Below are 11,013 nucleotides of genomic sequence, written 5' to 3' on the forward strand. Positions count from 1 at the left end.
AAGCTCGAAGCTCGAAGCTCGAAGCTCGAAGCTCGAAGCTCGAAGCTCGAAGCTCGTAGCTCTTAGCTCTTAGCTCGAAGCTCTTAGCCCTCCTTGATCGACGCCATGTCGATCACGAAGCGATACTTCACGTCGCCCTTCTGCATCCGCTCCCAGGCCTCGTTGATCTGATCGATGTTGATCATCTCGACGTCGCAGGTAATGCCGTTCTCGGCACAGAAGTCGAGCACTTCCTGGGTTTCCGGCATGCCACCGATCAGCGAACCGGCCAGCACGCGACGACGGAACACCAGGTTGGCACCAGAAATCGCCGGATCGATCGGCTCGAGCAGGCCGACCAGAATATGCGTGCCATCCGGCTTCAGGGCATTGAGATAGGGATTGATGTCGTGCTGCACCGGCACCGTGTCGAGCATGAAGTCGAAGGTCTCGGTGATCGCTTCCATCTCGTCTTCACTGGTGGAGATCACCACGTGATCGGCGCCCTGCTTCTTGGCCTCGGCCTTCTTGGACTCGGACCGCGTGAACAGCGTGACCTCGGCACCCAGCGCCTTGGCGAGCTTGACCCCCATGTGGCCGAGGCCGCCCATCCCGATGATGCCGACCTTGTCGCCCGGCTTGACGCCGTAATGCTTCAGCGGCGAATAGGTGGTGATACCGGCGCACAGGATCGGCGCGGCGGACTTGAGGTCGATGCCATCGGGCATGCGCACGACGAAGCGCTCGCTGACCACGACCTTGTCGGAGTAGCCGCCCTGGGTCAGGGTGCCATCGTGCTTGTCGGGGCTGCCGTAGGTCATCACGAAGCCTTCGGCGCAGTAGTTCTCCAGGCCATCCTGGCACGCCTTGCACTGGCGGCAGGAGTCGACCATGCAGCCGACGCCGACCAGATCGCCGACCTGGTACTGGCTGACGTCGTCGCCCACGGCGGTGACGCGGCCCACGATCTCGTGCCCCGGCACCACCGGATAAGAGGCCATGCCCCAATCATCGCGGGCGAAGTGGAGGTCGCTGTGGCAGACGCCGCAGTAGAGAATCTCGATCGAGACATCATCCGGGCGCGGCGCGCGGCGCTCGAAGTCCCAAGGGGCCAGCGGCGTCGTGGCGGAGTGTGCGGCATAACCCTTGGCGGGCGTGGCGGTAGTCTGAGTCATAACGGTAACCTTGATCGAGAGAAGGGATGGCGCACCGTGGAACGGGCGCGGAAACGGAGCCAGTGTGGTCGATACGTTCGGCGCCCGCCATGCCGAATCCTGTCGAACATCCGTCACATTCTCTTGGAATAGCGCCCTTTGTTATCTTATAACGCTATTTTCATGCACAATACGCTGATCCTCCACATCACCTCTTGGGAGACGTCATGCTCGAGCGCTCACTCCAGGTCACGCCAGGCGACGAGCCTTCGCGGAACGGCACCCTCGAACCGCCTCGGCCGGGCGCCGACTGGGCTTCGCAGTTGGCCCGGACACTGGCGCCGCTGGCCAGGACCGACGGCTTCTCCGACACCGCCATCGACGGGGTGAAGCTGATCGCCTCGGCGTGCAGCTGTCCGCGCACGCCGCTGATCTACGAGCCGGGGCTGTTCATCATCGCGCAGGGCGACAAGATCGGTTATCTGGAGGACCGGGTCATTCACTACGGTCCCGGCAACTACCTGGTGCAGGCGATGCCGTTACCCTTCGAGTGCGAGACGCTCGCCCGCCCCGAGGCGCCGCTGCTGGGCCTGTCCATCGATGTGGACCCGTTGACGTTGAGCGAGCTGGTTCACCATCTGCCGGCACCGGCCGATAGCCATGGCCGCTCCCCCGAACCCATGGCGGCGGTCTCGATCGACGCCCCCATGGCGGAGGCGGTGCAACGGCTGGCCGACTGCCTGCAGGACGAGAGTACCAGCCGGGCCCTGGGCGCGGGTCGGGTGCGCGAGGTGCTGTTCGCGGCGCTCAACGGCCCCCAGGGCCAGTCGCTGCGGCAACTGGTGCAGCAGCAGGGACACTACGCACGCATCGCCGAGTCGCTGAACTACCTCCATCGTCATTTCGCACTGCCGCTGACGGTGGAGACGCTCGCCGAGCGTGCCAACATGAGCGCTTCCCACTTTCATCACCACTTCAAGCGCGTGACACAGCTGTCGCCGGTGCAGTATCTCAAGCGCGTGCGGCTACTGCGGGCGCGGGTTCTGCTGGGCCAGCAGCGAATCAACGTGGCCAGGGCCGCCGTCGATGTCGGCTATCGCAGCACCTCGCAGTTCAGTCGCGAGTACAAGCGCTATTTCGGTGTCAGTCCCTCTCAGGAGTAGACGTCGTGCGCGGCCGGCCTTCCATCGGGGGCGATCACGTCCACAGCCCCATCAGCCCCCGGATCAGGTAATAGGCGCCCACCACGGTGACGATCCAGCGCGTCCAGTAGCGAAAGCCGGCATCCGTCAGCCGGGACAGCACCAGATTGCCGGTGCGCGTGCCCAGGAAAGCGAAAGGAATCGCCAGCGCCACCCAGCCCCACTCACCACGATCCATCGCCAGGGCCGCCTGCCAGTAGAAGAGGATCTTGAGGCTGTGGGCGATGACCTGGATCGCCGCTTTGGTCGCCACCACGGTGCGCCGATCGAGCTGGGTGCGGATGAAGCCGATATCGATGGTCGGGCCGGATACCCCGACGGCAATGGTCAATCCCCCGGAGACCAGTCCGCACAGGACGGCATGCCCCGGCCGCGCAACATTGAAGTGGAACCAGCGCTTGGGGATCCATACCATCACCGGCATCAGCCCCAGCACGATCAGCACCACCGTCTCGCTGGGGGAGTAGCGCACCAGGACCAGTAACGCGGCCGCGATCAATACGCCGCAGGCGATCATGGCGACGATGCGCCAGTCGATGAATCGCCGCGACAGCCAGGCACGCGATGCGTTGGCGGTGAGCTGGATCACCCCGTGGACGGCGATCGCCGTCGCCGCCGGCAACCAGGCCAGCAGGAAGCCCAGAAGGACCAGCCCACCGGCCATGCCGAAGACGCCGGACAGCACCGAGGTCGAAAACACCACGACCAGGAACAGCAATGCAACGGGTAGTGCCATAACGGGGTCTATACTCCAACGACGGGCTTACAGTGCCCGAGAAAGATCCACGGCGGATGACGTCGTGGAGAATCCGCCAGACCGGCAGGCGCGATGCGCTCACCAACCTGGCAGCCGGTGACACGCCATCGGCCCCTTCCCCCATCGGCAACAAGGACCGTTTTCATCATGCGCCGTTCCACGCTCCCCACGACCTCCGCCTGTCTCGCCACGGCCCTGCTCGCCATGGCCGGCCCCGCCCACGCCTCCAGCGACGACGCCTGGCAGGAGCACGACCGGGCGGTCATCGAACAGTGCCAGCAGGCCAGCCAGTTTCCGGATGCCGCGCCGGCTGGCGAGCCGGTGCTGTTCGACGACGAAGCCGGCATGACGGCACTGCTGATCCAGGGCCACTACCCGCAGGACCACATGAACGGTCAGGCCGGCCAGGAACTCTGCCTGTTCCTGCGCAGCAGCCAGGAGGTCTACATCGCCGACGCCGACAAGCTGGCGATGGGTTCCGACGCGCTGCCGAGTACGCCGACGGACGCCATCGACGACGATAGCGACACCGGCCGGTCGGACACCGACGGCGACGCCCCCTGATCAACCCGCGCGGGGGTGCTCCGGCGTCGCCAGGATCCGCTGGTAGAAAGCCAGATCGAGCCAGCGCCCGAACTTGAAGGCAGCCTGGCGGACCGTGCCGGCGTGTTCGAAGCCCAGCCGTTCGTGCAGCACGATACTGGGGGCGTTGGCGGCATCGATTCCGCCGATCAGGGTGTGGTACTGCTGGGCCTCGGCGCGCGCGATCAGCGCCGTCATCAGCTGCCTGGCAACGCCCCGCTGGCGGAAGTCGCCATCCACGTAGACCGAGTGCTCGACGCTGTAGCGATAGGCGGCATGGGGCCGAAACGGGCCATAGCTGGCGAACCCCATCAGCCGGCCGCTAGCACCGTCGAGCATGCCGACGACCGGACAGTCGCCTTCGCGCTTGGTCCGGAACCACTGCTCGACGAAGGCCCGCGTCCGTGGCTGATACTCGTAGAGCGCAGTGGTATTGAGGATGGCGTCGTTGAAGATCGTCAGCACGGCATCGCCGTGCAGGTCGAACTCGCAGTCGATCAGGGTCAAGGTACGGTTCTCGCGGTCGAATCGGGGAGCTTGCGCGGCATTCAATACAGCGCATTGGCCTTGAGCCTGGCCAGCGTTCGGTCACCGGCATTTTTCAACACGAGCGACTGCCCGGAGATCGAGTAGTGCGCCGTCTCGGAGAGCGTCGCCAGCCACCCCTGCTCGAGGGTCGCCATCTCCCCGGGGCACGCCATTCGGGTCGAGGCGAGCTGGGTGAAGGTCAGCGTATCGCCCTCCAGCCGATAGCCGCCCATCAGCCGGTTGCAGCCGGTCGAGCCGGAAACGCGCCCCTGCGCATCGAGCACCAGGTGCGCTTCGCGCTGGTTATCCGCCACCGGAACCGGCTCGCCGTCGAGCGTCATCAGCTTCCAGTAGGTACCGACCAGGGGTTCGCTGGCGGCCGGCGCGTTGGCGTCGGTTGCGGCGCTGTCGTCATCCGGGTTCGAGGCGCAACCGGCAACGCTCACGACGACCGCGGCGGCGAATAGGGAAAGGCGTGACAACACGTTGATGTCCTCATGTGGGAAGCGGGAGCGAAAGGGGCGATTTTGCGCGCGGGCGGCCGCGGAGACAATCCGGGCCGCCCCATTTCGGCGAAAAAGCCAGACCTGTTCGCACGATTCACGCGGCTCGCGGCTCGTCGTGTGAACCGCCCTAATGGCGATCGATCATCGCGGTCAGATCGTCGGCGACCATCGGCAGCGTCTCGCGCCAGGAGAGATAAGGCGTCGACGCGGTACCGTTGACCAGCACGGCGAAGCTGCCCCAACGCCCGCTGTCTGTGCGGAAATAGCCCGCCACCGCGCGCACCGTCACCGGCTCGTTGAGCGTGCCGGTCTTGAGCATCACGTGGTCCTGGAAGGTCTGGCTGCCGCGACGAATGAAATGCATCGGCCCGTTGGCGGGTACCTGCATGCCGGCCACGAAGGTGGGAAACAGCGATGCATTACCGTACATCGCCCCCAGCAGCGCGTTGACGCTCTGCGCCGAGACCCGATTCTCCGGCGTCAGGCCGCTACCGCTGCGCAGTATCGCCGCGCCGTGTCCCGGCAGGCTGGTCGCGTACCGCTCGAGCTCCCGCCCGGCGTCCGGCAGATTCCGTTGCGTGCCGGAGGTCAAATCCAGCGCCAAGGTGTCAGCCATGAAGTTGTTCGAGTAGTTGAGCGTGCGCAGCAGCAGCTCCTGCAACGGCTTGCCCTCGACGGCGGCCAGGTCCTTGGCGCTCGGGGGCGGAGGCTGACGACTGACGGCGTAGCCGCCGCTGACCGGAACGCCCGCCTGGCGCAGTAGCGACAGCAGCGTCTGCCCGGTCTGGTCCGCCGGATCCGAGCTCGCCTTGTAGATGGGGCGTGGATAGGTTCCGGCAGGAATCCGTCCGCTGATCTTGAGCGTGTCCCCCTGGCTGTCGGTCACCCGCTTGGCGTAGAGGTCGGCACCGCCGCCCGCGGCGACCGTGGTGACGTCGTTCTCGATCCGCAGGGTCGGCGCCACCGTGTCGCAGCTGGTGATCCGTGCCGGCTGGCCGACCACGCCCGGCATCACCGTGGCGCACCAGCTGCCATAGTTGACCGCAGCGGAAGAGAGCAGCGACGCGTAGGCGTTGGTGCCCTCCGTCCGCGTCTTGCAGCGATCGCTGGTCTCGCAGGTCACCGGGCCGAACCGCCACTGGCTGATCACCAGCTGGCCATCGATGCTGGAGACCCCGAGCTCCCGCAGCTTCTGGATCAGCCGCCAGAGCTCTTCCGAGGTCAGCGCCGGATCCCCGCCGCCCTCGAGCACCAGGTCGCCGTGCAGGACGCCGTTGCCATCGAGCGCGCCGGTAGAGACGAAGCGGGTGGTGAAACGGTGCTGCGGCCCCCAGCGATCCAGGGCGGCGGCGGCAGTGTAGAGCTTGGTGACGGACGCCGGCGACAGCGGTTGCGAAGGGTTGAGCGCGCCCAGCACCTCCCCGCTATCCAGCAACTGCGCCTGGGCGCTGATCACGAACCCCTTGTCGGCGAGCCGGGCAACATGATCGAACCCGGCCGCCTGGGCGACGACAGAGACTACCGATAGTGACAACGCACCGAGAAACAGAGAACTCCGATCTAGCCATCGCCGCATAATGGATGCTCGCTCCAGAGGAAAATGAGGGCCCAACTGGTCCAGAGCGTACCAATTAACGCCCCCCGGAGGCGATGCCTGGTGTCATGCCAAAGTACCAAAAGACAGAAGCGCTGAGAAAAGGGCAGCCCTTGCGGCGGTCAGTGCGACGACAGCCGCGAAAAAGCCTGGATGACGACCACACCGGCGATGATCAGCCCCATGCCCAGGTAGGCGGGCAGATCCGGTTTCTCGCCGTAGAACACGATGCCGATCAGCGTCACCAGTACGATACCGAGGCCGGCCCAGATCGCGTAGGTGATGCCGACGGGTAGCGACTTCAGCACCAGCGACAGCGCATAGAACGAGAAACCGTAGCCCACGATCACCACGAGGCTGGGCAGCCAGCGTGTGAAACCGGCCGAGGCTTTCAGCGAACTGGTCGCCACGACTTCGGCGACGATCGCCAGGGCGAGCAGCAGATAGCTCATCGGACGGACTCCCCGTGCGGTAGCGAGGGCGCGAGATCGACGCGATAGCGCCATAGGACCTGGCCGCTCTCGAAGTATTTTCGTTCGAATGGCGTCATGAACGTGGCGCCAGGCGTGAAGGCAGCGATCTCGCCCTCGACCCCGAGAAGCGTCTCGACACCGAGCGCGAACTCCTCGACATAGATGGCCCAGTTGGAGCGCAGCTCCAGCGCCCCGCCGAGCGCGAGCAGCGAGGGAAAGACCGGATGCCCATGCCAGCGCTTCTTGAGCTGGGTGCTCTTGGGATAAGGATTCGGATAGAGCAGGTAGTGCCGCGCCGGCCGCCACCCGGCGGCAAGCGCCAGGCGCCAGAAATCGACCAGATCGGCGCGCACCAGTCGCGCGTTGTCCGGCAGTGCCCCGTGATCTCGTGACAGTCGCAGCTCGCTGCGATCCACGCCGATCACGGCGTGGTCGGGATGACGCTCGGCGAGCCGACGGGTGGAGAGCCCCACGCCGCAGCCGGCATCGAGGATCAGCGGCCGGCTCTGGGCCTCCAGCCATTGGTCCGCCTTCTCGAAGGCCAGGCGCGTATGCTCGGCGGGCGGGCGTTTCCACTCGCTGTCGCGGGCGCGCTGGACGCGGCGCACCAGATCCTGGTGCGGCCGCTGCTGACTTGAGACGATGGCGCGCGATGACGCTTGCATGAGAACACCGATAATAGGACTGGCGACAGGCCGAGCATTCTAGGGTCTGTCGCCGTTGCATGCACGGCCGCGCCTGGCCTGACACCATTGGCGCAGCAACGCGGTTCGCGCTGAAACGGCAACAGACCCTACCAGCCGCCGGCCCGACCTTCGCAGCGGCGATCGAACGATAGCTTGGCCCGCGTGGCATGACGGCGCGCGCGCGCAGGTGTATCATCCCTGCCCACATTCAGCCAATCCTGGCAATACGGCCTTCGATGGCATGCGCGATCACTGTCTTCCCTACTCGCTCGGGGGTTTTTCTCCACCGGCCCGGGCCGAAAGCTGAGCTCTCGGCGGGGATCTCCTTTCATCGCAGTCGATCCATCCCCATGTCATGGTCACCGATTGCCCCAATGTTCATGAGGGACGTGGCTTGTCACATTTACCGGTAATCGTCGGTATGGGCGGCGTCAACGCCGCGGGTAGAACCTCCGGGCACCAGGCCTACCGCCGCACGATTCTCGACGTTCTGCCAGCGGCCGAGCAGACCCGGACGCTCGTTGCACTGGCGACCCTGATGCAATTGGTCACTCCTTGCGAAGATGGCCAATGGCAAGGTGCCGATGGCGAGACGCTTGGCGAGGAGGCGGTCGTCGCCCGCTATCGCGAGCAGATTCTCAAGCACACGCTGATCCGGCGCATCGAGGACGACGCCTTCCGTGAAGCCGGCATCCCCGGCAATCGCGAGATGCGGCTGACGTTTTCGCAGCCCGTGAGCTTCACCACGTCTCGGCGCCAGCTGCCGCAGCCGCTGCCCGAAGGCTGGGAGATCCGCGAGCTCGACAAGCAGACCGTCGAGGTCAGCGTGCCCGCCGGCACGCTGAACACGCTGCTGCCCGAGCGGCGGCAGGCGCTGGTGCGGGCCGCCGGCTGTCTACCGGCAGGCTTCGCGCCGGAGACCTTCTATCGCAGCGTTCACCACCCGCGTGGACTGTCGATGGCGATCTTCGGCGCCAGCGACTGTCTCGGCCAGAGCGGGCTCGACTGGGAATCGCTGCGCAACCGGGTGGACCCGGATGCCATCGCCGTCTACGCCGGCAACTCCATCGGCCAGCTCGACGACGCCGGCTGGGGCGGCATGCTCAAGAGCTTCGTCACCGGAAACCGCACGACATCCAAGCAGATGCCGTTGGGCTATGGCCAGATGCCGGCGGACTTCCTCAATGCCTACGTCCTGGGCAGCGTCGGAGCCACGGGCGCGATCCAGGGCGCCTGCGCCACCTTCCTCTACAATCTGCGCCTGGGCATCGACGACATCCGCCAGGGTCGCCGCCGGATCGTCATGGTCGGCACCAGCGATGCGCCGGTGACGCCGGAGATCATCGAGGGCTTCCGCGCCATGAGCGCGCTGGCCGACGACCAGAGCCTGATGGCGCTGGATGCGCTGGAACTGCTGACCGACGAGGACTACCAGCGGGCCTGCCGCCCGTTTGCCCGCAACTGCGGCTTCACCATCGCCGAGGCTTCGCAGTTCGTACTGCTGATGGACGATTCGCTGGTGCTGGAGACCGGTGCCCAGATCCTGGCCGCGGTGCCCGAAGTGAACGTCAATGCCGATGGCTGGAAGCGTTCGATCTCCGCCCCCGGCATCGGCAACTATCTCACCCTGGGCAAGTCGGTGGCCCTGGCCACCTCGATTCTGGGCGAGCAGAGCGTGCGGCAGCGCAGCTATCTCCACGCCCACGGCACCAGCACGCCGAAGAATCGCACCACCGAGTCGCATATCTTCGACCAGGTGGCCCGGGCCAACGGCATCGAGAACTGGCCGGTCGCCGCGGTCAAGGCGTTCATCGGCCACTCCCAGGGCAGCGCCGCCGGCGATCAGATCGCCAGCGCACTCGGCACGTTCGCCCACGGCTGGGTACCGGGCATCCCCACCCTCGACGCCGTCGCCGACGACGTCCACGCCGAGCGGCTGCGGTTCTTCCAGCAGCCGCTCGGCTTCGACGCCGACTGCAGCTTCATCAATGCCAAGGGGTTCGGCGGCAACAATGCCACCGGCCTGCTGCTGTCGCCGCAGGTGACCGAACGCCTGCTGGCCAAGCGTCACGGCCAGCGCGCGCTCGACGACTGGCGCCATCGTCGCGAGCAGACGCTCATCGCCGCGGCGCAATACGAAGCCGCCGCCGATGCCGGACGGTTCGAGGTCATCTACCGTTTCGGCGAAGGCGTGCTGGAGGGCCCGGAGCTGGAAGTCGGTCGCGATGCGATCCGGATACCCGGCTACGCCAACCCCGTGTCGCTGAAGGTCGACAACCCTTTCGGTACACTGGACTGAGATCGGCCCGTAAACGACGCTCGGACAGGAAATCGACTTCGACCGAGGAGTCGGCCGTCCGCCACGTTCCCGGTCAGCGCGGAGTCTCCTGAATGCAGAACATCGTCGTCTACCCCGGCACCTTCGACCCGATCACCAACGGTCATCGGGACCTGATCCAGCGCGCCGCGAGGATCTTCGACAAGGTCGTGATCGCCGTCGCCGAGAGTCCGCGCAAGCAGCCGACGCTTCCGCTCGCCGAGCGCGAGGCGCTGGCGCGCGAGGTGGTTGCCGAGTGGCCCAACGTCGAGGTGATCGGCTTCAACGGCCTGCTCACCGAGCTGCTGGCCCAGCAGCGGGCGCGCATCATCCTGCGCGGGCTGCGAGCGGTATCGGACTTCGAATACGAGATGCAGCTGGCCAACATGAACCGCGCCCAGGCACCGGATGTCGAGACACTGTTCCTGACGCCCGAGATCGAAAATTCGTATATCTCCTCGACCCTCGTGCGCGAGATCGCGCGCCTCGGCGGGGACGTTTCCCAACACGTATCGCCGTGCGTTGTCGATGCACTCCGCCGGCGGTTCGCGGCAGACGGCGCGTGAGCGCCGCGAGGACGGTTACATGGCACTGATGATCACCGATGAATGCATCAACTGCGATGTCTGCGAGCCGGAATGCCCCAACGATGCCATCTCGCCCGGAGAGGAGATCTACGTGATCGATCCGGGCCGCTGCACCGAGTGCGTCGGCCACTTCGACGCGCCCCAGTGCCAGCAGGTCTGCCCGGTGGACTGCATTCCGCTCGACCCCGAGCGCGAGGAGAGCAAGGAGCAACTGATGGAAAAATACCGGATCATCACCGCGGCCTGAGCCGGCTCGACGCTCTCCCAATGACCTGCAGACGGGCAGACCGGATATCCGGCTCGCGCTCGTCACTCGCGAAACGCCCACCATGAAGATCAACGTCGTCGGTACCAGTGGCAGCGGCAAGAGCACGCTGGCGAGGCAGCTCGCCAGCGTGCTGGAGGTCCCGCATATCCAGCTCGACCAGCTCTACTGGCAAGCCGGCTGGCAGGGCACGCCCGACGACGAGTTCTTCGCTCGTCTCCGCCGGGCCATGGCAGCGTCGCCGGACGGCTGGGTCATCGACGGCAACTTCGATCGCACGCGTCATATCAAGTGGCACGAAGCGGATGTCGTCATCTGGCTCGACCTGGGCTTCTGGCGGGTGCTGAGCCAATCCGTTCGCCGCGCCATCGCCCGCATCGTCC

General features: G+C 65.9%; 13 protein-coding genes. 6 read left to right on the forward strand and 7 right to left on the reverse strand.

Going from position 1 to position 11,013, the window contains the following annotated elements:
- Window positions 1-83: 83 nt before the first annotated feature.
- Window positions 84-1,154, reverse strand: coding sequence for an NAD(P)-dependent alcohol dehydrogenase (locus tag AC3AYF_RS12660; protein WP_295034999.1), 1,071 nt, complete (start codon window positions 1,152-1,154; stop codon window positions 84-86).
- Between the two features lie 206 nt (window positions 1,155-1,360).
- Between AC3AYF_RS12660 and AC3AYF_RS12665 the strand changes: the two genes are divergently transcribed.
- The gene (locus tag AC3AYF_RS12665; protein WP_295034997.1) at window positions 1,361-2,296 is read left to right on the forward strand and encodes an AraC family transcriptional regulator; all 936 of its coding nucleotides are present in this window, start codon (window positions 1,361-1,363) and stop codon (window positions 2,294-2,296) included.
- A gap of 34 nt (window positions 2,297-2,330) precedes the next feature.
- Here the strand turns inward: AC3AYF_RS12665 and AC3AYF_RS12670 are convergent, their stop codons facing one another.
- On the reverse strand, window positions 2,331-3,071 hold the full coding sequence (locus tag AC3AYF_RS12670; protein WP_295034995.1) for a TSUP family transporter: 741 nt from the start codon (window positions 3,069-3,071) through the stop codon (window positions 2,331-2,333).
- 168 nt (window positions 3,072-3,239) lie between these two features.
- Between AC3AYF_RS12670 and AC3AYF_RS12675 the strand changes: the two genes are divergently transcribed.
- On the forward strand, window positions 3,240-3,656 hold the full coding sequence (locus tag AC3AYF_RS12675) for a hypothetical protein (protein WP_295034993.1): 417 nt from the start codon (window positions 3,240-3,242) through the stop codon (window positions 3,654-3,656).
- Here the strand turns inward: AC3AYF_RS12675 and AC3AYF_RS12680 are convergent, their stop codons facing one another.
- From AC3AYF_RS12680 to trmB, 5 genes are all read right to left on the reverse strand, one after another.
- The gene (locus AC3AYF_RS12680) at window positions 3,657-4,181 is read right to left on the reverse strand and encodes a GNAT family N-acetyltransferase (protein WP_295034992.1); all 525 of its coding nucleotides are present in this window, start codon (window positions 4,179-4,181) and stop codon (window positions 3,657-3,659) included.
- Between the two features lie 41 nt (window positions 4,182-4,222).
- Complete coding sequence (locus tag AC3AYF_RS12685; RefSeq protein WP_295034991.1) at window positions 4,223-4,687, reverse strand: META domain-containing protein; 465 nt, start codon at window positions 4,685-4,687, stop codon at window positions 4,223-4,225.
- Window positions 4,688-4,835: 148 nt separating this feature from the next.
- Window positions 4,836-6,284, reverse strand: coding sequence for a D-alanyl-D-alanine carboxypeptidase/D-alanyl-D-alanine endopeptidase (gene dacB, locus AC3AYF_RS12690; RefSeq protein ID WP_487779809.1), 1,449 nt, complete (start codon window positions 6,282-6,284; stop codon window positions 4,836-4,838).
- A 140-nt stretch (window positions 6,285-6,424) separates the two neighbouring features.
- The gene (locus AC3AYF_RS12695; RefSeq protein ID WP_295034988.1) at window positions 6,425-6,754 is read right to left on the reverse strand and encodes a DMT family transporter; all 330 of its coding nucleotides are present in this window, start codon (window positions 6,752-6,754) and stop codon (window positions 6,425-6,427) included.
- Window positions 6,751-7,440 carry a tRNA (guanine(46)-N(7))-methyltransferase TrmB gene (trmB, locus tag AC3AYF_RS12700; RefSeq protein ID WP_295034986.1) on the reverse strand — a complete coding sequence of 230 codons (690 nt, stop codon included), beginning with the start codon at window positions 7,438-7,440 and terminating at the stop codon, window positions 6,751-6,753. The genes AC3AYF_RS12695 and trmB overlap by 4 nt, the downstream gene beginning before the upstream one ends.
- A gap of 442 nt (window positions 7,441-7,882) precedes the next feature.
- Between trmB and AC3AYF_RS12705 the strand changes: the two genes are divergently transcribed.
- The 4 genes from AC3AYF_RS12705 to AC3AYF_RS12720 form a co-directional block, all read left to right on the forward strand.
- A complete protein-coding gene (locus AC3AYF_RS12705) occupies window positions 7,883-9,760 on the forward strand; it encodes a beta-ketoacyl synthase (protein ID WP_295035070.1) in 1,878 nt (625 codons plus the stop codon).
- A gap of 92 nt (window positions 9,761-9,852) precedes the next feature.
- The gene (coaD, locus tag AC3AYF_RS12710; RefSeq protein WP_295034984.1) at window positions 9,853-10,344 is read left to right on the forward strand and encodes a pantetheine-phosphate adenylyltransferase; all 492 of its coding nucleotides are present in this window, start codon (window positions 9,853-9,855) and stop codon (window positions 10,342-10,344) included.
- Window positions 10,301-10,612, forward strand: a complete 312-nt coding sequence (locus AC3AYF_RS12715) for a YfhL family 4Fe-4S dicluster ferredoxin (RefSeq protein ID WP_487779810.1) — start codon at window positions 10,301-10,303, stop codon at window positions 10,610-10,612. Before coaD ends, AC3AYF_RS12715 begins: the two co-directional genes overlap by 44 nt.
- An 82-nt stretch (window positions 10,613-10,694) precedes the next feature.
- Window positions 10,695-11,013: P-loop NTPase family protein (locus tag AC3AYF_RS12720; protein ID WP_487779811.1), on the forward strand; the 319-nt coding region annotated here is incomplete at its 3' end.

The sequence above is a fragment of the Salinicola sp. genome, assembly GCF_982684285.1.

Bases quoted from the DNA above. Each gene is read 5' to 3' on its own strand.
- AC3AYF_RS12675 (WP_295034993.1), top strand. From the start codon at position 3,240: ATGCGCCGTTCCACGCTCCCCACGACCTCCGCCTGTCTCGCCACGGCC.
- coaD (WP_295034984.1), top strand. From the start codon at position 9,853: ATGCAGAACATCGTCGTCTACCCCGGCACCTTCGACCCGATCACCAAC.
- AC3AYF_RS12670 (WP_295034995.1), bottom strand. From the start codon at position 3,071: ATGGCACTACCCGTTGCATTGCTGTTCCTGGTCGTGGTGTTTTCGACC.
- trmB (WP_295034986.1), bottom strand. From the start codon at position 7,440: ATGCAAGCGTCATCGCGCGCCATCGTCTCAAGTCAGCAGCGGCCGCAC.
- AC3AYF_RS12705 (WP_295035070.1), top strand. From the start codon at position 7,883: ATGGGCGGCGTCAACGCCGCGGGTAGAACCTCCGGGCACCAGGCCTAC.
- AC3AYF_RS12660 (WP_295034999.1), bottom strand. From the start codon at position 1,154: ATGACTCAGACTACCGCCACGCCCGCCAAGGGTTATGCCGCACACTCC.
- AC3AYF_RS12695 (WP_295034988.1), bottom strand. From the start codon at position 6,754: ATGAGCTATCTGCTGCTCGCCCTGGCGATCGTCGCCGAAGTCGTGGCG.
- AC3AYF_RS12665 (WP_295034997.1), top strand. From the start codon at position 1,361: ATGCTCGAGCGCTCACTCCAGGTCACGCCAGGCGACGAGCCTTCGCGG.
- dacB (WP_487779809.1), bottom strand. From the start codon at position 6,284: ATGCGGCGATGGCTAGATCGGAGTTCTCTGTTTCTCGGTGCGTTGTCA.